General features: G+C 71.2%; 27 protein-coding genes. 15 read left to right on the top strand and 12 right to left on the bottom strand.

Annotated features, from left to right (window positions below; all coding sequences use genetic code 11):
• Positions 1–12: 12 nt before the first annotated feature.
• Positions 13–609: a DUF6149 family protein gene (locus C464_RS09190; protein WP_006113411.1), complete on the bottom strand. Its 597-nt coding sequence runs from the start codon at positions 607–609 to the stop codon at positions 13–15.
• Between the two features lie 135 nt (positions 610–744).
• Here C464_RS09190 and C464_RS09185 point away from each other — a divergent pair, with 135 nt between their 5' ends.
• The 6 genes from C464_RS09185 (at position 745) to C464_RS09160 (ending at position 6505) form a co-directional block, all read left to right on the top strand.
• The gene (locus C464_RS09185) at positions 745–1323 is read left to right on the top strand and encodes a DUF1684 domain-containing protein (RefSeq protein ID WP_006113410.1); all 579 of its coding nucleotides are present in this window, start codon (positions 745–747) and stop codon (positions 1321–1323) included.
• Between the two features lie 124 nt (positions 1324–1447).
• Entirely contained in the window at positions 1448–2686 is a 1239-nt protein-coding gene (locus tag C464_RS09180) for an NAD(P)/FAD-dependent oxidoreductase (protein WP_006113409.1), read from the top strand.
• 94 nt (positions 2687–2780) lie between these two features.
• Complete coding sequence (locus C464_RS09175; RefSeq protein ID WP_006113408.1) at positions 2781–4973, top strand: PAS domain S-box protein; 2193 nt, start codon at positions 2781–2783, stop codon at positions 4971–4973.
• A 100-nt stretch (positions 4974–5073) separates the two neighbouring features.
• On the top strand, positions 5074–5289 hold the full coding sequence (locus tag C464_RS09170; protein WP_239640216.1) for a hypothetical protein: 216 nt from the start codon (positions 5074–5076) through the stop codon (positions 5287–5289).
• Positions 5290–5370: 81 nt separating this feature from the next.
• On the top strand, positions 5371–5787 hold the full coding sequence (locus C464_RS09165) for a DUF7124 domain-containing protein (RefSeq protein WP_049911008.1): 417 nt from the start codon (positions 5371–5373) through the stop codon (positions 5785–5787).
• Between the two features lie 112 nt (positions 5788–5899).
• A complete protein-coding gene (locus tag C464_RS09160) occupies positions 5900–6505 on the top strand; it encodes a MogA/MoaB family molybdenum cofactor biosynthesis protein (RefSeq protein WP_006113405.1) in 606 nt (201 codons plus the stop codon).
• A gap of 58 nt (positions 6506–6563) precedes the next feature.
• On the opposite strand, the gene trpG is transcribed toward C464_RS09160, so the two are convergent.
• The 6 genes from trpG to C464_RS09130 all read right to left on the bottom strand — a co-directional run bounded on the left by trpG (position 6564) and on the right by C464_RS09130 (position 12769).
• A complete protein-coding gene (gene trpG, locus C464_RS09155) occupies positions 6564–7157 on the bottom strand; it encodes an anthranilate synthase component II (RefSeq protein ID WP_006113404.1) in 594 nt (197 codons plus the stop codon).
• Positions 7154–8830, bottom strand: a complete 1677-nt coding sequence (gene trpE / locus C464_RS09150) for an anthranilate synthase component I (RefSeq protein WP_006113403.1) — start codon at positions 8828–8830, stop codon at positions 7154–7156. The genes trpG and trpE overlap by 4 nt, the downstream gene beginning before the upstream one ends.
• Positions 8827–9471: a phosphoribosylanthranilate isomerase gene (locus tag C464_RS09145; protein WP_006113402.1), complete on the bottom strand. Its 645-nt coding sequence runs from the start codon at positions 9469–9471 to the stop codon at positions 8827–8829. The genes trpE and C464_RS09145 overlap by 4 nt, the downstream gene beginning before the upstream one ends.
• Positions 9471–10520: an anthranilate phosphoribosyltransferase gene (gene trpD, locus C464_RS09140; protein ID WP_006113401.1), complete on the bottom strand. Its 1050-nt coding sequence runs from the start codon at positions 10518–10520 to the stop codon at positions 9471–9473. Before trpD ends, C464_RS09145 begins: the two co-directional genes overlap by 1 nt.
• Before the next feature lie 175 nt (positions 10521–10695).
• Positions 10696–11385, bottom strand: coding sequence for a universal stress protein (locus C464_RS09135; protein WP_006113400.1), 690 nt, complete (start codon positions 11383–11385; stop codon positions 10696–10698).
• Between the two features lie 100 nt (positions 11386–11485).
• Positions 11486–12769: a tRNA pseudouridine(54/55) synthase Pus10 gene (locus C464_RS09130; protein ID WP_006113399.1), complete on the bottom strand. Its 1284-nt coding sequence runs from the start codon at positions 12767–12769 to the stop codon at positions 11486–11488.
• A gap of 188 nt (positions 12770–12957) precedes the next feature.
• On the opposite strand from C464_RS09130, the gene C464_RS09125 reads away from it, so the two are divergent.
• The 8 genes from C464_RS09125 to C464_RS09090 all read left to right on the top strand — a co-directional run bounded on the left by C464_RS09125 (position 12958) and on the right by C464_RS09090 (position 18617).
• Positions 12958–13335 (top strand): hypothetical protein, encoded by a 378-nt coding sequence (locus C464_RS09125; protein ID WP_006113398.1) that lies wholly within the window; start codon positions 12958–12960, stop codon positions 13333–13335.
• A 179-nt stretch (positions 13336–13514) separates the two neighbouring features.
• Complete coding sequence (gene nth, locus C464_RS09120; RefSeq protein WP_006113397.1) at positions 13515–14198, top strand: endonuclease III; 684 nt, start codon at positions 13515–13517, stop codon at positions 14196–14198.
• A 152-nt stretch (positions 14199–14350) separates the two neighbouring features.
• Entirely contained in the window at positions 14351–14908 is a 558-nt protein-coding gene (locus tag C464_RS09115; protein ID WP_006113396.1) for a DoxX family protein, read from the top strand.
• 158 nt (positions 14909–15066) lie between these two features.
• A complete protein-coding gene (locus C464_RS09110) occupies positions 15067–15636 on the top strand; it encodes a hypothetical protein (protein ID WP_204365988.1) in 570 nt (189 codons plus the stop codon).
• 137 nt (positions 15637–15773) lie between these two features.
• Positions 15774–16853, top strand: coding sequence for a glutamate--cysteine ligase (locus C464_RS09105; protein ID WP_006113394.1), 1080 nt, complete (start codon positions 15774–15776; stop codon positions 16851–16853).
• Positions 16854–16978: 125 nt separating this feature from the next.
• Complete coding sequence (locus tag C464_RS09100; RefSeq protein WP_006113393.1) at positions 16979–17605, top strand: winged helix-turn-helix domain-containing protein; 627 nt, start codon at positions 16979–16981, stop codon at positions 17603–17605.
• Between the two features lie 68 nt (positions 17606–17673).
• On the top strand, positions 17674–18168 hold the full coding sequence (locus C464_RS09095) for a phosphopantetheine adenylyltransferase (RefSeq protein ID WP_006113392.1): 495 nt from the start codon (positions 17674–17676) through the stop codon (positions 18166–18168).
• Positions 18165–18617 (top strand): hypothetical protein, encoded by a 453-nt coding sequence (locus tag C464_RS09090; protein ID WP_006113391.1) that lies wholly within the window; start codon positions 18165–18167, stop codon positions 18615–18617. The genes C464_RS09095 and C464_RS09090 overlap by 4 nt, the downstream gene beginning before the upstream one ends.
• 45 nt (positions 18618–18662) lie before the next feature.
• Here C464_RS09090 and C464_RS09085 read toward each other — a convergent pair whose 3' ends face one another.
• The 5 genes from C464_RS09085 to C464_RS09065 form a co-directional block, all read right to left on the bottom strand.
• Positions 18663–20111: an FAD-dependent oxidoreductase gene (locus C464_RS09085; RefSeq protein WP_006113390.1), complete on the bottom strand. Its 1449-nt coding sequence runs from the start codon at positions 20109–20111 to the stop codon at positions 18663–18665.
• Positions 20112–20221: 110 nt separating this feature from the next.
• Positions 20222–20659 (bottom strand): RNA-binding protein, encoded by a 438-nt coding sequence (locus tag C464_RS09080; protein WP_006113389.1) that lies wholly within the window; start codon positions 20657–20659, stop codon positions 20222–20224.
• Positions 20660–20680: 21 nt separating this feature from the next.
• Entirely contained in the window at positions 20681–20869 is a 189-nt protein-coding gene (locus C464_RS09075) for a hypothetical protein (protein ID WP_006113388.1), read from the bottom strand.
• Between the two features lie 79 nt (positions 20870–20948).
• Positions 20949–21530, bottom strand: coding sequence for a DUF7524 family protein (locus tag C464_RS09070; RefSeq protein WP_193366016.1), 582 nt, complete (start codon positions 21528–21530; stop codon positions 20949–20951).
• Between the two features lie 71 nt (positions 21531–21601).
• Entirely contained in the window at positions 21602–21796 is a 195-nt protein-coding gene (locus tag C464_RS09065) for a methytransferase partner Trm112 (protein WP_193366015.1), read from the bottom strand.
• Between the two features lie 94 nt (positions 21797–21890).
• On the opposite strand from C464_RS09065, the gene C464_RS09060 reads away from it, so the two are divergent.
• Positions 21891–22175 (top strand): ribonuclease P protein component 4, encoded by a 285-nt coding sequence (locus tag C464_RS09060; RefSeq protein ID WP_006113385.1) that lies wholly within the window; start codon positions 21891–21893, stop codon positions 22173–22175.
• Positions 22176–22188 lie beyond the last annotated feature (13 nt).

Here is a 22188-nt window from a genome sequence, read left to right as displayed (position 1 = left end):
CCGCGGCGGCCGTCAGGCGCTCGCCTCGTCCTCGTCGAGCCCGGGCGCGGCGGCGGGGTCGACCTCGTCCGGCTCCTCGGTGTCGCCCCCGACGACCGTCTCGCCGTCGTCGGTCTCGACGTACACGTCGTCGGCGAAGCCGGCCAGGGCGTTCTCGTACTCCGGCGAGTCGAGCCGCTCGGGGGTCTCGGGAGCCCCGACGATCCCCTCGGCCGGGCGGAACTCCCCCAGCGGGTCGTCGATCGTGATCCCGTAGTCGGCGAAGAACGACTCGTACCGGCGGTAGTGGGCTTCGAGCTCGTCGCCCGGGATCTCCATCATCTCCGTCCACCCGTAGTTGAAGAAGTCGAAGTTCGCCTGAACGTGGGTGATCTCACGGGCCTCGGCCTCCGGGAAGCCGTCCTCGAGGGCGGCGACGTAGGTGTCCATCGTCGCGTCGAAGAAGCTGTCGAGGTGGTCGCGACGCTCCTCCCGGCGGTCCTCGTCCGCCTTGTTGAGGAAGATGCTCGTGTGGAGGTCGACGAGTTTGTCGTTTGCGACGTCGCCGACTACCGGCGTGGTCAACGCCTTCTTGGCGGCCCAGTGACGGATGTTCTGCCGGATTTTCATACCCGTGATTGGGCCGGGACGCTCTTGAATGTGTGGCGTCGGGACCGGACGCGACGCCGGTCGCGTCGGGCCGTGCGCGTCGCCGACCCCGCCGCGGAACTGTTATTGCGCTTTGTGAACAATACCGACGTACTGATGACATCGAGCGAGGCCGACGACGACTGGGCGGCGCAGGTGGAGGCGCAGCGCGAGGCGAAGGTCCGGCAGTTCCGCGAGTCGGCGCGGTCGCCGCTGCCGGTCTCGATGCGCGGCGACGACTTCCCGGGACTGGCATACTTCGAGCCCGACCCGTCGTACCGGTTCGTGGTTCCGCTCCACGAACACGAGGAGAAGGAGACCGTCACCGTCGAGACGACCGCCGACGGCGAACAGACGTACCGGCGCTGGGGGGAGTTCCGCTTCGAGGTCGACGGGGAGTCGACGACGCTTCAGGCGTACCGGCCGGTCGACGGCGCGGACCGGTTCTGGGTGCCGTTCCGCGACGCCACCAGCGGCGACGAGACGTACGGAGCGGGTCGCTACCTCGACTTGGAGCCCGACCGCGACCGCGTCGACGGCGAGTGGGTGGTCGACTTCAACAACGCGTACAATCCGACCTGCGCGTACAACCACGCGTACGAGTGCCCGCTCGTCCCGACGGAGAACTGGCTCGACGTCGCGATCGCGGCCGGCGAGAAGGACTTCCCCGCGGAGCCGGCCGGCGCGGACCACTGACCGCGCGGACGGATCGGCCGCGAAAGGCGGCTCAGGACCGCTTCTTTCCCGCGAGTGCGAGTGATTCCCACGATCCGAGACGCGGATGACAACCCACATTAACCATGAATCCGAACGGCCGGCTATGAGCGATTCGTACGTGATCGTCGGTGACGGTATCGCGGGGGCGTCCGCGGCCGAGACGCTCCGCGAGGAAGCGCCCGACGCCGAGATCACGGTTCTCACGGACGAGGGAGAGTCCCTCTACAACCGGATTCTGATCAAGGAGTACGCGAAGGGGAAACTGCCCGAGGCCCCGATCTCGATCCACCAGGAGGACTGGTACGACGAACACGACGTCGACCTCCGGCTCAACACGATCGTCGACGACATCGACGTCGAGGGCGACGCGGTCCACACCCACGAGGGGGAGACGTTCGCGTACGACTCCCTCCTGCTCGCGATCGGCGGCACGCCCCAGCAGCTCCCGGTCGAGAACGCCGACGCCGAGGGGATCCACCACTTCTGGACGTTCCAGGACGCCCGCCGGATCAAAGAGAGCGTCGAGGACGCCGAGCGGGCGGTCATCGTCGGTGCCGGCCTCCTCGGCATCGACTTCGCGGCCATCTGCGGGGCGCAGGACGTCGAGGCGAAGTACCTCATGCGCGGCGACAACTGGTGGCGCTACGCGCTCTCCGCGGAGGGCGCGGAGATCATGCACGAGGCGATGCGCGAGCGCGGTGTCGAGCCGGTCTTCGGCTCGGGCGTGGACCACTTCGAGGTCGACGACGACGGCCACGTCGAGGCCGCGGTCGACCCGAACGGCGAGCGCTACGAGTGCGACTTCGCGGGCGTCGCCATCGGTCTCGACTTCAACACCGAACTCGTCCGGGACACGCCGCTGGAGCTCGACGACGGCATCGTCGTCGACGAGTTCATGCGCACGAACGTCGACAACGTGTTCGCCGCGGGCGACATCACCACGTTCAACGACCTCATCCTCGGCGAGCGGGCGAAGAACGGCTCGTGGGGGTCGGCCAAAGAGCAGGGGACGATTGCCGCCCGGAACATGATCGACTACGCCAGCGAGGAGTTCAGGTGGGTCTCCTCGTACTCGATCACGCACTTCGACTTCCCGTTCCTCTCGTTCGGCCACCCGACGCTCGGCGACGACTACGCGGAGGCGACCACCGCCGAGGGCGAGTGGCGGCGCGTCGCGCTGAAGGACGGAAAGGTGGTCGGCGGCGTGCTCATCGGCGACCTCTCGCCGCAGTCCGCGTTCAAACAGCTGATGCGCGAGGGGCGCGACGTCAGCGGACAGACGGACCGCCTCATGGAGCCCGGCTTCTCGGTCGACGACCTCGCGGCCCCCACCGAACAGTAGCGGCGGACCGGCGGGTCGGGAGCGAGTTCGCGTCGGTCCGACCGGAGCGGCGGTTCAGGTCCCTTTTTAGGCTCTGCGCGCTACTACTGTCCAGATGCCTCTGGGATCGCCGCGACCTCCCGACGACTTCTTCGCCTCCTTCGTCGAGGAGTGTGTCGACCCGGTCGTCTCGCTCGACGACGAGGGGACGATCGTGTACGCGAACCCCGCCGCCGAGGCGGCGCTCGGCTACGAGCCGGTCGACCTCCGCGGTCGCACGCTCGCCTCCCTCGTCGCGTCCGAGACGGCGGACGGGCGGACGCGGTCGGTCCGCGAGCGGCTCTCGCGGGTCGAGGGGCTCCCCGACCGCGGGAGCGTCTCGGTCCCGATCCGGCACGCCGACGGGCACACGGTGACGTTCTCCGTCCGGTTCCACGAACACGCCCCCGGCGGCGAGACCGAGGGGAGCGACGGGGGCGACGATCCCGAGGCTGCGGGGGACGGTCTCGACGCCGTCTACACCGGCGTCTTCCGCGACGGCGTCGAGGAGGTGGGCGGCGCGGTGACGGAGACGTTCCGTAACCTCGTCGAACACGCCGGCCACGCCATCTACGTCACCGACGTCGACGGGACGATCGAGTACGTCAACCCGGCGTTCACCGATCACACCGGGTACGACGTCGACGAGGCGCTCGGGGAGACGCCGGCGATCCTCAACTCCGGCCGGATGCCCGACGAGTACTTCGACGCGCTGTGGTCGACGCTCCAGGCCGGCGAGGTGTGGGAAGAGGAGATCGTCGACCGGCGGCACGACGGCGAACTGTACCACGCCCATCAGACGATCGCCCCCGTCGCGGACGACGACGGGGAGATATCGCGGTTCGTCGCCATCCAGACGGACATCACCGATCGCAAGGCCGCGATGGGGCGGCTGAAGCAGTACCGCGCCATCGTCGAACGGCTCGACGATCCCGTCCTCCTCCAGAACCGCGACGGGGAGTTCGAACTGTTGAACGAGGCGGTGAGCGAGTTCGCCGGGGTCGACCGCGAGGTGCTGTACGGGACCGACGAGTTCGCGTTCATGGACCCGGAGACGGCGGCGGCGGTCGACGAGCGGCGGACGGCGGTGTTCGAGACCGAGGAGATGGCCGAGTACGAGATCTCGCCGACGTTTCCGGAGAGCGGCCGCGAGGCGACGTTCAGCACGCAGCGGTACCCCTACTACGACGCCGACGGCGACCTCGCGGGCACGTTCGCCATCTGCCGGAACGTCACCGACCGGAAGGAACGCGAGCGCGACCTGGAGCGGTACGAGCGCGCGATCAACGGGGCGACCGACCTCATCGCCGCGGTCGACCGGGACGGTCGGCTCCTGTTCGCGAACCCGCAGTACCGGGAGTACCACGGGCTGGGGAGCGACGACGTGACGGACCTCGCTCTCGACGACGTCGTTCCGGAGGGCGGCTACGAGACCGTCGAGCGACAGGTCGAGCGCGCGCTCCGCGGCGAGACGGTGGAGTACCGGACGACGCGGACGCATCCGACGCGCGGCAGGCGGACGTTCGACGTCCGGTACTACCCGCTCGAGAGCCCGGCGGGGGAGAACCCCGACGGCGTCGTCGGCGTGCTCCGGGACGTGACCGACAGCGAACACCGGGCGCGACAGCTCCGGGTCGTCGACCGCGTGCTCCAGCACAACCTCCGGAACGCACTGACGGTCGTTCGGGGGCGGGCGGAGCAGATCACGGCGGGCGACGCCGACCCCGCCGACGCCGAGTACATCGTCTCGCGGGCCGACGACCTGTTGGAGACGAGCGAGAAGGCCCACCACATCACCGAGATACTGGGCGACGCGCCGGAGACCGAGCCGATCGACGCCGGGAGAGTGGCGCGGCACGTCGTCGACGGGGCGAGCGAGGAGTTCCCGGACGCGACGGTCGAGGCGTCCGTGCCGGAGGAGGGGGTCGCGACGGCGTCGGCGACCACGTGGCTCTCGCGGGCGGTGGACGAGCTGGTCCGAAACGCGGTCCTCCACAGCGACCGGGACCGACCCGCGGTCGAGGTGTCGGTCGAGTCGGACGCCGACGCGGTGCGGGTCCGCGTCGCCGACGACGGGCCGGGACTGGCGGGGATGAACCGGGACGTGCTCGTCGACGGAACGGCCGTCGACGCGCTGTACCACGGCAGCGGCCTCGGGCTGTGGCTCGTCTACTGGGTCGTCCAGCAGTCGGGCGGCTCGGCGGCGGTCGCGGACGCGGACCCGCGCGGCACCGTCGTCACGCTCACGCTCCCCCGGTCCGACGGCTGAACCTCACGCCCCCTCGGTCGTCCCCGCTCCGGGGCGCGAGACGGACTGAGACGCCGATCGGCGCGAAACGTTTATGATTAATCGTGTTATACGATACCACATGTCACTGAGAGACACCGGGCGACGACTGCGGCTCCGCCGCACGGGCCGTATCCCATCCGACGCGCGGGTGCGCCACTACGACGAACTGGACGAGGAGGAACAGAGCGTCGTCCGAGAGTTGGCGGGGGAGCCGTGGACGGCACCGGAGATCGGGGACCTCGACGACGGCGACGTGGTGAAGTTCACCGACTACTACCAGATCCGCTCGCGGTGAGGGTCGTCGGGTCGCCGCGAGCGGCCGCGGCGTCTCCGCGGAAGCGAAGTTGTTTTCGCCGGTCGGGGGTAAGCGGTGCGCATGGACAGCGGCGGATCTACAGACATGACGCTGGCGTTCGAGTTGGAGGCGCTGAAAGCGCTCGCGGACCCAAACGCGGTGTTCAACAACGCCCGGCAGTGGACCGAGTACGTCGGGGTCGTCAGCGAGAAGCCGACCTACGTCGTCACGAACTTCACGCGGAAACACCGCGTGCGACAGGACTTCTTCTCGGGTCCGCGCGGCGTCGAGGAGAGCTTAGAGAACATCAGCGGGCAGTTCGACACGGACCGCCACGTCTTCGTGGGGGTGGACGAGGCGGACGAGGCGATCGCCGACGCGACCGACTGGGAGTTCCTCCACGTCGAGGACGCCGCCGAGGCCGCCGGCTGGACGCTCGCGACCGGCGAGGCGGTCGACGAAGCGCCCGACGAGCAGACCCGCGACGACTGGCCCTAAGCGGAGACGGGGGCTCCGGGCGGGATCCTGCGCTCGCGCCGGTCTCCGGTGAACGCCGCGCGCGGCTCCGCCGACCGGGAGATGTTTTCACGCGGGCGCCGAACGTCGGTCCATGAGCGACCACGACGACCACCAGCACGGCGGCCACGACCACGGGCACGACGACCACGACGACCACCACCACCACGACGCCGAGTCGGTCGCGGCCGCGATCGTCACCGTGTCCTCGTCGCGGACCGCGGACGAAGACCCCGCCGGCGACTACGTCGCGGCCGCGTTCGAGGAGGCGGGCCACGAGGTCGCCGTCCGCGAACTGATCGACGACGACTACGACAGCGTCCAAGGGACCGTCGACCGCCTCGCTCGGCGGAAGGACACCGACGTCGTGGTGACGACCGGCGGGACGGGCGTCACGCCGGACGACGTCACGCCGGAGGCAGTCCGGGGGCTCCTCGCGAAGCGGCTCCCCGGGTTCGGCGAACTGTTCCGCCGGCTCTCCTACGAGGAGGTCGGCACGCGGACCATCGGCTCGCGCGCGACGGCCGGGGTCGTCTCGGCCACGCCGGTGTTCTGTCTCCCGGGTTCCGAGAACGCGGTGCGGCTCGGCGTGGACGAAATAATCCTCTCCGAGGTCGGCCACCTCGCCGGGCTCGCCGCGCGCGGGCTCGACGACGGGGACGAAGCCGAGGACGGGGAGGAAGCCGAGGGCGAGAAATAGTCGGGGACGGAGCAGGCGACGACGGACGGCGGGACAGGGAGGCCCGAAACGCCGCGTCTCAGACCCCGGTGAGGAAGTTCCGGATGAGGTCGTGTCCCGACCCGGTGAGCACGCTCTCCGGGTGGAACTGGACCGCCTCGATCGGGTGCTCGCGGTGGCGGATCCCCATCGCGATCGACTCGCCGTCGTGGTCCGTGGTGGCCGACACCGCGAACGCGTCCGGAATCTGGGTCGCCGCGAGCGAGTGGTAGCGGCCGGCCCGGAACCCCTGTTCGAGCCCGCGGAACACCCCCTTCCCGTCGTGGTCGACCGGGAACGCCTTACCGTGTACCGGTTCGGGCGCGTGGCCGACGGTCCCGCCGTACTCGTGGACGGCGGCCTCCAAGCCGAGGCACACCCCCAGCGTCGGCACCGTCGGCGAGAGGTCACGCAACACCGGCATCGTCACGCCCACGTCGCGGTCGTTCTTCGGGTGGCCCGGCCCGGGACTGATGATCACCGCGTCCGGCTCCGCGCCCTCGACGTCGTCGAGCGAGGCGGTGTTCTTGAACACGTCGACGCCGACCGGCTCGCCGTCGATCGTCTGGTCGGAGACGTACTCGACGAGGTTGTAGGTGAACGAGTCGAAGTTGTCGACGACGACGACGTTCATCGCTCCGCCTCCGAGCCGGTGGCGATCGGATCGGCGTCGTCGCCTTCCGCATCGCTCTTGTCGCCCTCGCGGATCCGGTCGATCGCGGTCAACACGCCGTCCATCTTCTGTTCCGTCTCCTCGTACTCCGCGGCCGGGTCGGAGTCGGCGACGAGCCCCGCCCCCGCCCGGACGCCGACGACCGACTCGTCGCCGGACTCGTCGAGGGTCGCGGTGCGGATCACGATCGCGAAGTCGGCGTCGCCGGTCCACGAGTAGTAGCCGACGCCGCCGCCGTACGCCTCCCGCGGCGTCGTCTCGAGGTCGTCGATGATCTCCATCGCGCGCACCTTCGGCGCGCCGGTGAGCGTCCCCGCCGGGAACGTCGCGCGCGTCGCGTCGAAGGCGTCCGCGTCGCCCGCGAGCGTCCCGGTCACGGTCGACTCGATGTGTTGGACGTGGCTGTACTTCAGGACGTTCATGAACTCCTCGACGCGGACGGAGCCGGGCTCCGAGACGCGCCGCACGTCGTTGCGCGCGAGGTCGACGAGCATCGTGTGCTCGGCGCGCTCCTTCCCGTCGGCGAGCATCTCGCCCGCGAGCCGGCGGTCCTCGACCGGGCTGGTCCCGCGCGGACAGGTGCCCGCGATCGGGTTGGAGACGACGCGGTCGCCCTGGACTGAGACGAGCGTCTCCGGGCTCGCGCCGACGACGGTCCGGTCGTCGTGGCGCAACACGTACATGTACGGCGAGGGGTTTACGTCGCGGAGGGCCGCGTACAGGCCGAGCGAGTCGACCTCGCCGCGGAGCTCGCGGCTGCGCGAGATCACGCCCTGGTAGATGTCGCCGTCGAGGACGTGCCGCTTGGCGGCCCGGACGGCCTCCTCGTACTCCTCGCGCGGATCGGCGGACTCCTCGCGGACGCGCACGCCGTCGGGGTCGGGCGGCGCGGCCGCGCGCAGTTCGGCGGCGACGCGCTCCGCCTCCGCGGCGAGATCGTCGTACACCGCGGCGGGGTCGTCGTCCGCGCCGATCACCGGCGTGAACACGAGCTCGACGCTCCCCTCCTTCTCGTCGAAGACGACGGTCCGGGTCGTGAGCGCGAACTCGGCGTCGGGGAACTCGGTCTCGGGGCGGTCGACGCCGACCTCGTCCAGCCAGAGGTCGTAGACCGCCTCGTACGCGAGGAAGCCGACGAACCCGCCCGAGAGTATCTGCCGGTCGGTGTCGGGGAACCCGCGCAGGCGCACGTCGGGGAACGCGGCGCGGATGCGGTCGACCGCGTCGCCGGCGTCGGGGCCCAGACCGGTCGCGCCCTTCGGGTCATCGGCGGAGCCGTCGCTCCCGTCGCCGACGAACTCGGCCGCCGGGCCGAGCTCGGTCACCTCGGTGCGGTCCGGATGGACCGAGACGATCGCTTCCGGGTCGTAGCCGACGAACGAGTAGCGGGCGTGGCGGTCCGCCTTCCCGCCAGAGGTGAACGCGCCGTCGGGGTCGCTGGAGGCGACCTTCTCGCCGGATTCGAGCAGGAATCCGTAGGGACTGTCGCCGACGAGGGTCGCGTACGCGCCGAGCGGGGTGACGTCGACGTCGAGCGAGGCCGACGCGCGGACGACCACCGGCTTCCCGGCGTCGGCCGCGAGGTCGACGAACGCGGCCTTCGAGCGGTCGAGCGGGGGGCCCGCGTCGCTCATAGCAGCTCCATCTCCCGGCCCGCGTTGGCGACGAACCGGGCCACGGCGTTGTGGTCCTTCCGCCCGCCCTCGATCTCGACGCCCGAGGCGACGTCGACCGCGAAGGGGTCGGCGACGCGGACCGCCTCGGCGACGTTGTTGGCCGTGAGCCCGCCCGCCAGCACGACCGGCGTGGTGAGGCGGGCGGCGAGGTCACCGGTGGCGCGCCAGTCGTGCGTCTCGCCGGTGCCGCCCGCGCCGTCGTCGTCGGTGGAGTCGACGACGAACGCGTCGACCGCGCCGTCGAACTCCTCGGCTCGGGCCGGGTCGTCGGCGTCGACCGTGAGCAGCACCTTGCGCTCCGTCTCCGCCCGGATGTAGCGGAGTTCGTCCGCGGTCCACTCGCCGTGGAGCTGGATCGCGTCGGGGGCGGTCGTGCGGACGAGTTCGACCGCGTGCTCGGCGGAGTCGGGCATCGTCACGAGCGTCGCGGTGACGAACGCGGGCACGTCGGCGAGCAGTGCCGCCGCCTCGGCCGGGTCGACCTCGCGCGGGGAGTCGACCGGCACCTCCGATATCACACCGATCGCGTCCGCGCCGGCGTCGACCGCGGCGCGCAGGTCGGCCTCCCGGGTGATCCCGCAGATCTTCACCCGCGCCATCAGTCGTCGTCCTCCGCGGTCGCCGCCCCCGCACCCTCCGCGGGCGCCTCGTCGCCGCAGAGCGCCGCGAACTTCTCGGCGGCCGCGCCGGAGTCGATCGCCGCGGCCGCGCGCTCGACGCCGGCCGCGAGCGTGTCGGCCTCGCCGGCGACGTAGACGGCGGCACCCGCGTTCGCGAGGATCAGGTCGCGCTTCGCGCCCGTCACGGAGCCGTCGACGATCCCGCGCAGGTCCGCGGCGTTCTCCTCGGGCGTGCCGCCCGCGACCGCCTCGATCGGCGCGCGGTCGAGGCCCAGGTCCGCGGGCGAGATGGTGAACTCCGTCACGTCGTCGCCGTCGACCTCGGCCGCGACCGTCTCGTCGTGGATCCCGATCTCGTCCATGCCCGCGCCGTGGACGACGAGCGCGCGCTCGACGGGCATGTGCGCCAGCGACCGCGCGATGACCGGCACGAGGTCGGGGTCGTACACGCCGAGCACCTGCGCGTCCGCGCCGGCGGGGTTGGTGAGCGGGCCGAGGACGTTGAAGATGGTCCGCATGCCGAGCTCCTTGCGCGGGCCGATGACGGCCTTCATCGCCGGGTGGAAGACGGGCGCGAGCATGAAGCCGATCCCGTCCCGCTCGATCGCCTCCTCGACGGCCGGCGGCTCGGCCTCGACGTCGGCCCCCGCGACCTCCAGCACGTCCGCGCTCCCCGAGGAGGAGGAGACGGAGTAGTTGCCGTGCTTGGCGATCGGCACGCCCGCGCCCGCGGCGACGACGGCCGCGGTCGTCGACACGTTGATCGTGTCGTAGTCGTCGCCGCCGGTGCCGCAGGTGTCGACGAGCGGCTCGCGGTCGGGCTCGATCGTGCGGGCCGCGTCTCGCATCCCCTGCGCGAAGCCGGCGATCTCGGCCTCGGTCTCGCCCTTCGTCCGGAGCGCGGCCAGCAGCGCCCCGATCTGCGCCTCGGTCGCGTCCTCGAAGACGAGCCGCGCGGCCTCGCGCGCCTCCTCTACGGTCAGATCCTCTCCGTCCGTCACGCGCTCGACCGTGTCGTTGAGATTCATTGTGTCCACCGATGTAGTATTCCGCGTTGTGATGTACAAGTGTGTACACTGTTTTAACGCTGTCGCCGAGGTGCGGAACGGTAGCAGACGGCGAGAACGCGGACGGAACGGTGGCGAACGGAAGGCGGGACCGAGGCGGTACGGAAGCGGAGGGGGAGAGCGGGAGCGACCGACTCTACGCCGCGTCGAGCGCGGTCGACCCGTCGGCCTCGACGACGACCACCGGGACCTCGGCGTCGCCCACCACCGTGTCGGTCGTCGACCCGAAGACGAACCGCCCGACGGTCCCCGTCGTCGGCGCGCCCACGACGACCAGGTCGTAGTACGCCGACTGCTCGACGATCGCGCCGGCGGCGGTCCGGTCCTCGACGAGCCACCGGTCGGCGCGGTCGAACTCGCCGAGCCGGTCCGCGGCCGCGTCGAGGAGCCGTTCCCCGGCCGCGGCGTAGTCGGTGTCGGCCGCGCCGGCGGGGGCGACCGTCCCGGAGGCGTCGGCGTCGGGGGGCGCGTCGGCGAGCGCCGCGTCCGAGGGAACGACGTGGAACAGTTCGAGCCAGGCGCCCGTCGCCGCCGCGATCTCGCGCGCGACGTCGACGGTGGCCCCGGAGTGCGGCCCGGGACCGACGGCGACGAGGACCGAGGAGACCCGATCGGGTCGTTCCGCGCGGTCGGCACCGTTCAGCGACACGTCGGCCGCGGCCGGGACGCCGCTCGCGTCGTCGACCGCGGGCCGGATGACCGGGTCGCCGACCGCGGGCGATCCCGCGTGACCGGCGGCGGTCGCGCCGCCCGATTCGCCGCGCGCGCCGCCGTTTCGGGTGCCGCCCTCTCGGGCGTTTCCACCGTCGACGTCGCTCCCATCCATGCGTGAACGTCTGACGCTCGTCAGATAAATCCCGTTGGTTCCGCGGCCGCGGTCGGGTCGGCATGACGCGGTGAGGCCCCGGTAGAGGGCGCGCGCGGCGTCACTCCCGGAAGAACTCGTCGCGCTCGAACGGCTCCGCCTCGCCCTCCACCGCGAGGACGTCGAGCGCGGTGACCTCGGCCCCGACACCGAGCAGCCCCGCGAGGCTCGGCTCGGTCCGCCCCTCGTCGCCGGAGATCAGCTCCTTGATGTAGAGGCCGCCCTCGCCGCGGATCTCGACGGTCGCGTGACGCCGGTCGTCGAGTTCGGCGGTCACCTCGTACACGTCGCGCTCGCGGGTCATGCTCGCGCGGCGGTGGTCCACCCGGTTCGGCGTGTACTGCTCGACGGTCGCTCCCTCCAGCGCGGCGACCGCGTCCGCGAGCGCGTCGGCGTCGACGTCGGCGTCGAACGTCACCGCGGCGCGGTAGCGCTTGGCCGCGTCGTGTCCCTTCACTCGCTCGACCATCTCGTAGGTCGCGAGCCGGAGCCCCTCGACCTCGACCGCGCCGTCGGCGAAGGCGTTGATGTCCGACTGGAGGCGGTCGGTGTCGACCCGGCGCCGACGCGGCTCCTCGACCTCGACCACGAACGGGCGTCCGGTGCCGAGCATGAGCGCGTCGACGTCCTCGCGGCCCGCGCCGTGGAACGTCGCCTCCGTCCCGTCCATCACGTCCTCGACGACCGGCGCGGTGTACTCCTCGACGCTGTCGTCGTAGAGGTAGCCGGAGCCGCCGCAGTGGTCGCAGGGGTCGGCCCCCTGCCGCCCGGAGCCCTTACACTCGCGGCAGGGCCACTCCGTCTGGGGGATGTCGCGCTCCAGCTTCCTGTATCGGCCGTAGACGAACGTGGAGTTGATCTTCGCGTCGATCTCGTCTTCGGCCAGGTCGATCGTGAACTGGACGTCGGGTCGGTCGAAGGAGACCTCCGCGCCCGTGAGCCGCCCGAACCGCTTGCCGACCTCGCGGTTGAACTCCGATTTGAACGGCTCGCCCGCGTCCTCGTCGAGGCCGGCGTCCGCGCGGAGCAGCGCCTCGTTCTCCTCGATCAGCGGCGGGGGGCGCGTGCCGACGTTGTACGTGGCGAACTCGACGCCCTCGGCCGCGTCGGCGGCGCGGTCGGCCCACTCGTCGAAGGCGGCGCAGCGCCCCTCGCACACCCAGCAGTCCGCGGTGTCGACCGGCTCGTGGTCCTCGTCGTCGCGCAGCGCGAGCGACACCCGGAGCGCCGAGCCGCGGTCGGCGTTCGACAGCCCGAAGCTCCGGTCGGCGACGAGCCGGCCGAGACAGGCGTCGCACACCGGCCCGGTCTCGGTCGCGCGCGCCGCGACGTCGAGTACGTCCATACGCTCACCAGCGCGCCGCGTGGTAACTGTCTTACTACTCGGTGGCTCCGTCGAGATCCGCAGCGGACGACGCGCTCCGTTCGGATACCGTCAGCGTAGTTGACTCGTGGGCTTCAGTCGGCGTTTCTCTCCGATTCTGAGCCGGATATGTCACTAGAATATAAGGAAGAACAGCCTCATATCACGGTATGCGATTTTTCAGCAAAACCGTCGCCGCGGGCGTCGCCGTCGGCTCGGCCGTCGGACTGATCGGCGGAGTGCTCGTCGGCCCGGACGGGTGGGCGCTCGGGGGGGCGGCGGCGGGAGGTGCCGTCGGCTCGGGAAGCACCGATCTCGCGGAGTCGATAATCGAGAGCTCGAAGGCCGGCGTGCTCGCCGCCGTCGTGTTCGCGGCGGTCTTCGGGCTCGGTACGGGCGTGCGCGCCGCGATCTTCTTGAGAAGTCCGGAGGCGCTGACACAGGGCATCGGACCGTTCTTCTCGATCGCGTTCGTCTACGGGTTCGGCTGTTTCATCGCCGCCGCCGTCACCGGCGCGGCCGTCCACGTCCTCCGAAATTCGACGTAGGTGGCCGACTCGTGCGACTCGGCGACCGGCCGTCTCGGCCGCGTCCGTCCGAGGCGCTGCGTTCGGCGGTGCCCGCTCGGTCACTCCGTCGGTCCGCCGCGCGGTCGAGCGCCGGCCCGACCGTCGGCGAGGGGGCTCGCAGTCGGATCGTTCAATGTCGCCCGGACGGAGGGACTGGTATGGGAACGCCACTCGATCCGCGGGCGGAGCAGGTCGCCGAGGTCCTCGACCGGCTGTACGAGGAGTACCCCGACTCGACCATCTCGCTCAACTACTCGAACCGGCTGGAGCTGCTCATCGCGGTGATCCTCTCCGCGCAGTGTACGGACGAGCGCGTGAACGAGGTGTGCGCGGACCTGTTCGAGACGTACGAGACGCCCGAGGAGTACGCGGACGCGCCACAAGAGGAGATGGCCGAGGAGATAAACTCGATCACCTACTACAACAACAAGGCGAAGTACATCCGCTCCGCGTGCGCGGACATCGCGGAGGAGCACGACGGCGAGGTGCCGGACACGATGTCCGAGCTGACGGACCTCGCGGGCGTCGGTCGCAAGACCGCGAACGTCGTCCTCCAACACGGCCACGACGTGGTCGAGGGGATCGTCGTCGACACCCACGTCCAGCGGCTCACGCGGCGGCTCGGGATCACGGAAGAAGAGCGGCCAGAGGCGATAGAGCAGGACCTGCTGGACGTCGTCCCCGAGAGCGACTGGCAGCAGTTCACACACCTCATGATCGACCACGGCCGGGCGACGTGTACCGCGATCAACCCCGACTGCGACGACTGCGCCCTCGCCGACCTCTGCCCCTCGGAGAAGGGGGACGCCGCGGTCGACCTCGCCAGCGGCGAGGCGTGGTGAGGCCGGAGAACCGGTCTGACCCGATAGCGTTCGGGAGCTATATTTAAAGACCCCGCAGATGCGGGGACCCGGTCGAACTCGTCTCGCCGAGGGGGAACTCGCTTTTCGGTTTATATATTCATCCGGCGTATCCGCAAGTGAGGAGAGACACAATGTCCACGAAGACCACAAACGAGTTCGGCGGCGAGTTCGGCGGAATCACGCTACTGGGGAAGGCGCACTCGCTGTCGGCGCTGTTCATCGTCCTGCTCCGGGCGACGATCGGCGGGATGATCCTGTTCGCGGGCCTCGGGAAGGTGACCGGCGAGGCGTTCGACGCCAGCGGCTACCTCGTCCACGCCCCCGCCGCGGCGAGTCCGGTCAGCGGGCTGTACGCCGCGATGGGGTCGACGCCGTGGTTCGTCGAGTTCGCGAACGTGTTCGTGCCCGCGACGCAACTGCTCATCGGCGCGGCGCTCATCACCGGCGCGTTCGTCCGGCTGGCCGCGCTGGGCGGGGCGATGCAGATGACGCTGTTCTACCTCGGCGGGTGGAGCGGCGACTTCCTCGCCCTGTTCGACTCGACGCTGGTGTACGCGGTCGTGTTCCTCACGGTCGCCGCGTTCGGCGCGGGCCGCGTCCTCGGCCTCGACGCCTACATCGAGCAGATCCAGGTCGGCGGGCAGGCGCTCGTCGAGAGGGTCCCGGCGCTCCGGTACGTCCTCGGCTGAACCGACGCCCCTCGCGGCGGTGACGGAGGCGCAACCGCCCGCTGCCGGCTCGTTTTCGGTCCGTCACTCGAACCGTTCTCTGTTCTGCGACCGTTTCGGCGGAATCGAACCCGAGCAACGGGTGGGATCATAAGCCGCGAGCCGGTCAGTACGAGATGATGACCGACACTGACTCGGACGACGCCGCCCGAAGCCCGGACATCGACGACGTGTTGACGGAGCTGGACGAACTCGAAGAGCTGGTCGACGGGGAGGAGGAGCGACGGCAGGTCCGAGAGGCCATGCGAACCGCGCGGCAGGTCAGGCCGGAGGGGGTCATCGGCCGATTCCGGACGCAGTTCGGCTCGCGCGACGCCGGCGAGGCGCTGGTGGGGAGCTTCGTCTTCGGACTGCCCATGATCGTCGAGGGCGGCGCGCTGGAGATCGGTCGGTTCATCGCGGAACGGCCGCCGGCGTTCCTCCTCACGCTCCTGTTCGGCGGGGCGGTCGTCGTCGGGATACTGCGTGCGGGCGAGTTCGAGCGAGTCGTGGAAGACCGGATGTTCGGCGTCGTTCCGCTTCGCCCCCTCGCTATCGTCGCCATCGCGGGCGGGCTGGCCGTCGCGCTGATGACAGGGTGGGGGCGGGTGTCGTGGAGCGATCCGATGGTCGCCGGCGGACAGACGCTGCTGGTCGCCATCGCGATGAGCATCGGGGCGTCGATCGGCGACATCCTCCCGGAGAACTGACGAAGTCGCCCGTCGAGACGGGCCACGCGTGACGTCTCGACTGAGCGCCCGGGAAACGGAGCCGGGGGCGCGTCCGCCGAGCGCGCCGGTTTCGGGTTTCAATCCTTATAAGAGCGAGCGACCGGTACGAGGCTGTAATGGAACTCGGTTCGCGGGAGGCGTTCTCCCGGATGGGGACGCTCGGCATCGAGGAGGAGTTCTATATCGTCGATGCCGACGGCCGCCCGACGTCCGGGACCGACGACCTCGTGTACGGCCGCGACCCGCCCGCGGCCGTGCCGGAGGGATTCGACCACGAGCTGTTCGAGTGTACGATCGAGGCGCAGACGGAGCTGATCGAGGACGGCGACGACGCCGGCGACGCGCTCGCGACGGTCCGCGAGGCGCTCGTCGACCACGCCGCCGTCGACGGCTATCGGGTCGCGGCCGCGGGCCTCCACCCGGCGGCGAAGTGGCGCGAGCTCGACCACGTTCAGAAGCCGCGGTATCGGGCGCAGCTGGACTGCATCCAGTACCCGCAACACCGGAACACGACCGCCGGGCTCCACGTCCACGTCGGCGTCGACGACGCGGACAAGGCCGTGTGGGTCGCGAACCGACTGCGGTGGCACTGCTCGGTGCTGCTCGCGCTGTCGGCGAACTCCCCGTTCTGGAACGGGTTCGACACCGGGCTCGCGTCGGCCCGGGCGAAGGTGTTCGAGAACCTCCCGAACACCGGGATCCCCTCGGCGTTCGAGGACTTCGACGCGTTCCAGCGATACGAACGACGGATGGTCGAGACCGACTCCATCGCCGACCGCGGCGAGCTGTGGTTCGACGTGCGCCCCCACACCGGCCACGGCACCGTGGAGGTCCGCGCGCCCGACGCGCAGCGCGACCCCGACGTGACGCTCGCGCTCGCCGAGTACGTCCGCGCGCTGGTGGTCGACTACGCCGAGCGGTACGAGGACGGCGAGTCGCTCCCCTCGCTGCGCCGCGAACTCCTCGACGAGAACAAGTGGCGCGCGATCCGGCACGGGCACGACGCCGCGTTCGTCGACCGCGACGGCGAGGGGACGACCCCGCTCGGCGAGGTCGTCGACGCCGAGTGCGACCGGCTCGGGATCTCGGGGGTCCGCGAGGTGTACGATGCGGAGAGCGGCGCGGCGCGCCAGCGCCGGATCCGCGAGGAGTCGGGCCCGGACGCGCTGCGCGAGGACCTCCTCTTGAACGCCTGAACGCCGGGACCGAGTTCGGGGAGTGCGACCGGACGACGACTCCGCGGGGCGCGTCTCCCGCCGACGTTTCGTCGGAACGAAAGCGACGAGAAACCCTTTTGCCCGCGTAGCCCCCACTTTCCGTCATGACCACGGACGATTCAGCGTCGGAGCCGGGGGACGATCCGGAGGAGTCGCCGACCGAGCGGACCCGCGAGGAGCTTCGGAAGACGAGGGAGCGGCTCGGCGAGGGGGCCGACAGGGCGGTGAAGGGGTTCGACGACAACGTCGTCGACCTGCTCGCGTGGCTGCTCGACACGGAGACCCGCGCCCGCATCTACGTCTACCTCCGAGACAACCCCCACAGCACCAGCGACGAGGTCGCCGACGGGACCGGGCTGTACCCCAGCACCGTCCGCGAGGCGCTCGCCGAACTCCACGACGAGGGGACCGTCGAACGCGACAAGCGCAAGGCCGAGGGCGCGGGCAACAACCCCTACGAGTACGAGGCCATCGCGCCGAGCGACCTGGTCCGCGGCGTCGTCGGCGACGTCCAGGCGGAGCTGAACGCCGTGTTCAACCTCGACCGGCGGCTCGGCGGCGAGTCGCCCGACGGCGACACCGAGCCCGTCCAGATATCCGTCGACGGGCAGGACGACGCGGTCGGTACGGAGATCGACGCGGCGGGCGACGCGAGCGAAGGGGACGCGGAGGGTGCGGACGGGGGCGCGGCCGACGCGGGCGAGGGCGACGAAGCCGAGCCCACCAACTGAGCGGCGGCGCGGTCCGGCGACGGTCGCGGTTCGGGACGTTTTAAGGTCGACCCGCGCAACGGAGAGGCATGAACGTCGCGCTTGGGGGTACGTTCGATCCCGTTCACGACGGCCACCGGAAGCTGTTCGAACGGGCGTTCGAGCTGGGTGACGTCACCGTCGGGCTCACCTCCGACGAGCTCGCGCCGAAGACCCGGCACGTCGAGCGGTACGTCCGCCCCTACGACCGGCGCGAGCGCGACCTGGAGGCGGAGTTGGCACCCCTGGCCGCGGCGCACGGCCGCGAGTTCGCGGTCCGCGAGCTGACGGAGCCGACCGGCATCGCGGTCGAACCGGAGTTCGACGCGCTGATCGTCTCGCCCGAGACGAAGGGCGGCGGCGAGCGGATAAACGAGATCCGCGCCGAGCACGGGCGCGACCCGCTGGATCTCGTCGTCGTCGACCACGTGGCGGCCGAGGACGGCGAGCGGATCTCCTCGACGCGGATCGTCGCGGGCGAGATCGACGAGCACGGTAACCTCACCCCCGACCGCGAGGGGCGGGGCGCGACGCGCCCGGAATGACCGACGCGAACGCGACCGAGGGGAGCGCGGCCGCGTCCCGGCGCGCGGCGCTGCTCCGGATCGCCCTCGGCGAGACCGGCTTCGAGCGGGCGACGGTGTGGAGCGCGGTCGGGTGCGCGCTGACGTACGTCGCCTTCGACGCGACCGCCGCGGCGGGCGTCGGTCCCGCGGCGACGGCCGGCGGACTCGCCGCGGTCGCCGCGGTCGGCGCGGTCGCCTTCGCCGCGACCGGCGGCGGAGCCCTCCCGACGGCCCTGCTCGCGTACGGCCCCTTCGCGGGCACGCTGCTCCGCGCGCTCGGCCCGACGCCGTACGCGCTCCCGGGCGGCCCCGGCGGCCCTCCCCTCGCCGCCGTCACCGCGCCCCTCGCTCTCGCCGCCGCGGTCGCCGTCGCCGTCGGCTTCGCGGCGGCCGTGGTCGGGTTCCTCGTCGGTCGGATACGGGGGTGAGCGGGCCGCGGGAGTCGGCAGCGTCCTCCCCGACTCACCGTCCGCTCAGCCGTCGATCTTCCCGTTCAGCACCTTCGCCGCGACCAGGATCGGGTCCCACACCGGACTGAACGGCGGCGCGTACGCGAGGTCCAGTCGCTCCACCTCGGGCACGGTCATGTCCGCCTCGATCGCGGTCGCGAGCGTGTCGATCCGGATCGCCGCGCGGTCGGTGCCGACGACGCTCCCGCCGAGGAGTCCGCGGGTGTCGCGGTCGGCGACGAGGGTCACGTCGGTCTCGGCCGCGCCGGGGTAGTAGCCGGAGCGCGACCCCGCGGTCACCGTCTCGCGGACCGGGTCGAACCCGGCCGCCTCGGCCGCGTCCGGGTCGAGGATCCCGACGCGGGCGGCCTCGGTGTCGAACGCCTTCACCGCGGCGGTCCCCGCGATGTCGCCGACCGGCGTCGGGTCGCCCGCGACCGTCGCCCCGATGGCGCGCCCGGCGCGGTTCGCGGTGAGGCCGAGCGGCGTCCAGTCCGGCTCGCCGGTCACCGCGTGGCGCGCGGTCGCGCAGTCGCCGGCGGCGTACACGTCCGGGAGGCTGGTGCGGCCGCGGTCGTCGACCCGGATCGCGTCGCCCGGGCCGCGGTCGAACCCGGTGCCGTCGAGCAGCTCCGTGTTCGGGCGGATCCCGACCCCGACGACCGCCATGTCGACCGGGATCCGCTCGGGGGACGCGCCGCCGCCCCCGCTGCCGACCTCGACCGCCTCGATCCGGTCGTCGCCGACGAGCGCGTCGACCGGCGCGTCCGTGTGGACCGCGACGCCCTCCGCTTCGAGCGCGGCCTCGACGCGGCTGCCGACCGCCTCGCCGAACGGCGAGAGGAGGTGGCCGGACCGGTGGAAGACGCGGACCTCCAGCCCGCGCTCCGCGAGCGCCTCGGCGACCTCGACGCCGACGTACCCGCCGCCGACGACCGCGGCGGTCTCGGGGGCGGGCATCGCCGCGTTGCGCTCGGTCCTGTCGCGGTCGACCGCGCTCACGTCGGCGCGGTCGGGGTCGTAGGCCTCGGGCTCCGCGACGTACGCGTCGATCGCGGCCGCGGCGTCCATGTTGTGAAGCGTGAACGCGCCGTCGAGGCCGCGCACGTCGAAGGGACCCGGGTCGGCGCGCGCGCCGGTGGCGACGAGCAGGTCGCCGTACGCCCGCTCGAACCGGTCGCCCTCGGCCGTCTCGACCGTGACGCGCTTCGCGTCGGGGTCGACCGCGATCACTTCGCGGCCGCGCCGGAGGTCGATCCCCCGCTCGGCGACCTCGCTCGGCGACAGCGACAGGAGGTCGGACAGGCGGTCGACGTAGCCGGCGATGAAGTACGGCATGCCGCAGTAGGCGTACGAGATCCACCGGCCCTTCTCGAAGACGACGACCTCGCGGTCCGGCGCTTCGCGACGGAACTTGCTAGCCGCGCTCAACCCCGCCGCGTCGGCCCCGACGACCACGAACGGATCGCTCATGACGGGACATCGACGGGGCGGGTGAAAAAGTCACGCCGCGGGTGCGGCCGGGGCACGCGACCGGTCGGGGCCCTAACCGCCGGAAGCAACGGCGGCTCAGTCGCCGTCGCTCAGTCGTCGTCGGCCAGCCGCGAGAGCGTCTCGCGGGCGTTCGCGACGGCCTTCTCCTTCTTCGCCGGGTACGCCTCGACCTTCGTTCGGACGGTGATCCCGGGGCCGAGGCGGACGTCGCCCCGGAAGGCCGCCTGCTTGTCGAGCCGGAGGAACAGCGCGCAGTTGTCGTCGACCCGCTCGTCGAGTTCGTCGAGGACGCGGTCGAGGTCGTCCAGTTCGGACAGGCGGTCCAGCACGTGTCGCATCTCGTCGGCGGTCTCGACGCGCGCCGAGAGGACGACGATCCGGTCGCCGTGATGCCCCACGTTCTCCACGCGGTCGAGTTCGACGTCCTCGGGGAGGAGGGTTCGCAGCGACTGCTCGACCCGCTTGACGTCCTCCGTGGCGTACGAGAACGCGCGGAGGTCGACGTAGTGGAAGGGGACTTTCGGCATGCGAAACGAGTGGGTGCGGCGTTACTCCTCGCTCTCGACGGCGTCGAGCGCGTCCTCTGGGACGCCCGTCTCCTGACCGTCCTCGAAGCTGACCGTGTACGTCGCGTCGCCGAACATGGTCTCCATCACCTGCGTGATCGTGCCCGACTCGCCGTCGTACTCGCTGTGTTTGTCGTGGAGCACGACCTCGTCTTCCTTCTCGAAGCTCATGACGTCTCGTTCCGCCGGGACGGTTAAAAGCGCGCGGATCCCGACCGAGACGAGGGGGTCCGGACGGGCGGGCGTCGGCTCACGTCACCGCGAGCAGCACCGCGCCGAACGCGATCATCAGCGCGATCCCCACCGCGAGCCACACGACGGCGCTGTCGACGGCGAGCGCGACCGCGACCGCGGCGGCGACGGCGAGGAACCCGAAGACCGCGCCCGCGGTCCCGCCGCGCCTGACGAGCCGGTCGAGCGCGTTCACCGCTTGCCGGCCGGGCGGCACGTCGGGGGGACGCTCCGGGGGCGCGGAGAAGGTCTCGTCGACCGCGACCGGCTCCTCGGGGGTGTCGGTGGAGGGGTCGAGCCGCACGTCGACGTAGCTCGTGTTCGACCCGTAACCGGTGACGATCTTCAGCTTGCCGCGGACGCGCTCGTCGACGTCGGCCGTCGACACGTGGACGTGGCGGGTGGCCTCGTCGGCGACGAAGTGGTTGACCTCGTCGACCGCGGTCACCCGGTCGAGGTCGTCGTCGAAGTGGAGGTGGACGTGCGTCGAGCGCCCGGTGTTCTCGAGCACGACCGGAAACGGCCCGTCGGTGGCGAACGCGTCCGGCGCGTCGATGTCGTGGACCGCCTCCCCGTTCAGTTCGACGTCGAGTGTCGGCACGGTGGAGACCACGACCCCGTACTAAAAAAAGATTCACACGGGCGAGGGGTCTCCGGGCGGTGTGTCGGCGTTTACGCGGCCGCCTCCTCGCGCATGTCCGGCGGCAGGAGGTTCGGGATCCCGTCTTCGATGGGGTACGTCTCGCCGCACTCCGTACAGGTGAGCGTCCCGGCGAGGACCTCCTCGTCGTCCGCCTCGTCGACGTCGAGTTCGAGGGTCGACTTGTCGAGCGGACAGCAGATCACGTCCATCAGGGATTCCTTCATACCGCTCGGTTGGGTTGGACCGATAAAAAAGCGTGCGGGTCGCGGCCGCGTCGGATAACAACCCCTTTTGCCGACGCGCTCGCCATCCGGGAGCATGGGCATCCCGGCGGAGCGAATCGAGCGGCTGTTCGTCCTCGCTCGCGAAGCGGTCGTCGACGACGAGTACGACCGCGCCCGCGAGTACGTCGCCCGCGCCCGTCGAGTCGCCGAGCGCAACCGCTGTGGCGTCCCCGCGGCGCTCTCCAGGCGCGCCTGCGACGACTGCGGCGTCTACCTCCGGCCCGGGAAGACGAGTCGCGTCCGGACGCGGCCCGGGCGCGTGGTCGTCCGCTGTACCGAGTGCGGGGCGACGGCGCGGTACCCCTACGGCGAGAAGTAACCGCGGCGGTGCG

It is taken from the genome of Halorubrum coriense DSM 10284 (assembly GCF_000337035.1).
Lineage (GTDB): Archaea > Halobacteriota > Halobacteria > Halobacteriales > Haloferacaceae > Halorubrum > Halorubrum coriense.
The sequence above is the reverse complement of the archived record's forward strand: the minus strand, read 5'-3'. Positions and strand labels throughout refer to the sequence as shown.

Bases quoted from the DNA above. Each gene is read 5' to 3' on its own strand.
- C464_RS09190 (WP_006113411.1), bottom strand. From the start codon at position 609: ATGAAAATCCGGCAGAACATCCGTCACTGGGCCGCCAAGAAGGCGTTG.
- C464_RS09185 (WP_006113410.1), top strand. From the start codon at position 745: ATGACATCGAGCGAGGCCGACGACGACTGGGCGGCGCAGGTGGAGGCG.
- C464_RS09180 (WP_006113409.1), top strand. From the start codon at position 1,448: ATGAGCGATTCGTACGTGATCGTCGGTGACGGTATCGCGGGGGCGTCC.
- C464_RS09175 (WP_006113408.1), top strand. From the start codon at position 2,781: ATGCCTCTGGGATCGCCGCGACCTCCCGACGACTTCTTCGCCTCCTTC.
- C464_RS09170 (WP_239640216.1), top strand. From the start codon at position 5,074: ATGTCACTGAGAGACACCGGGCGACGACTGCGGCTCCGCCGCACGGGC.
- C464_RS09165 (WP_049911008.1), top strand. From the start codon at position 5,371: ATGGACAGCGGCGGATCTACAGACATGACGCTGGCGTTCGAGTTGGAG.
- C464_RS09160 (WP_006113405.1), top strand. From the start codon at position 5,900: ATGAGCGACCACGACGACCACCAGCACGGCGGCCACGACCACGGGCAC.
- trpG (WP_006113404.1), bottom strand. From the start codon at position 7,157: ATGAACGTCGTCGTCGTCGACAACTTCGACTCGTTCACCTACAACCTC.
- trpE (WP_006113403.1), bottom strand. From the start codon at position 8,830: ATGAGCGACGCGGGCCCCCCGCTCGACCGCTCGAAGGCCGCGTTCGTC.
- C464_RS09145 (WP_006113402.1), bottom strand. From the start codon at position 9,471: ATGGCGCGGGTGAAGATCTGCGGGATCACCCGGGAGGCCGACCTGCGC.
- trpD (WP_006113401.1), bottom strand. From the start codon at position 10,520: ATGAATCTCAACGACACGGTCGAGCGCGTGACGGACGGAGAGGATCTG.
- C464_RS09135 (WP_006113400.1), bottom strand. From the start codon at position 11,385: ATGGATGGGAGCGACGTCGACGGTGGAAACGCCCGAGAGGGCGGCACC.
- C464_RS09130 (WP_006113399.1), bottom strand. From the start codon at position 12,769: ATGGACGTACTCGACGTCGCGGCGCGCGCGACCGAGACCGGGCCGGTG.
- C464_RS09125 (WP_006113398.1), top strand. From the start codon at position 12,958: ATGCGATTTTTCAGCAAAACCGTCGCCGCGGGCGTCGCCGTCGGCTCG.
- nth (WP_006113397.1), top strand. From the start codon at position 13,515: ATGGGAACGCCACTCGATCCGCGGGCGGAGCAGGTCGCCGAGGTCCTC.
- C464_RS09115 (WP_006113396.1), top strand. From the start codon at position 14,351: ATGTCCACGAAGACCACAAACGAGTTCGGCGGCGAGTTCGGCGGAATC.
- C464_RS09110 (WP_204365988.1), top strand. From the start codon at position 15,067: ATGACCGACACTGACTCGGACGACGCCGCCCGAAGCCCGGACATCGAC.
- C464_RS09105 (WP_006113394.1), top strand. From the start codon at position 15,774: ATGGAACTCGGTTCGCGGGAGGCGTTCTCCCGGATGGGGACGCTCGGC.
- C464_RS09100 (WP_006113393.1), top strand. From the start codon at position 16,979: ATGACCACGGACGATTCAGCGTCGGAGCCGGGGGACGATCCGGAGGAG.
- C464_RS09095 (WP_006113392.1), top strand. From the start codon at position 17,674: ATGAACGTCGCGCTTGGGGGTACGTTCGATCCCGTTCACGACGGCCAC.
- C464_RS09090 (WP_006113391.1), top strand. From the start codon at position 18,165: ATGACCGACGCGAACGCGACCGAGGGGAGCGCGGCCGCGTCCCGGCGC.
- C464_RS09085 (WP_006113390.1), bottom strand. From the start codon at position 20,111: ATGAGCGATCCGTTCGTGGTCGTCGGGGCCGACGCGGCGGGGTTGAGC.
- C464_RS09080 (WP_006113389.1), bottom strand. From the start codon at position 20,659: ATGCCGAAAGTCCCCTTCCACTACGTCGACCTCCGCGCGTTCTCGTAC.
- C464_RS09075 (WP_006113388.1), bottom strand. From the start codon at position 20,869: ATGAGCTTCGAGAAGGAAGACGAGGTCGTGCTCCACGACAAACACAGC.
- C464_RS09065 (WP_193366015.1), bottom strand. From the start codon at position 21,796: ATGAAGGAATCCCTGATGGACGTGATCTGCTGTCCGCTCGACAAGTCG.
- C464_RS09060 (WP_006113385.1), top strand. From the start codon at position 21,891: ATGGGCATCCCGGCGGAGCGAATCGAGCGGCTGTTCGTCCTCGCTCGC.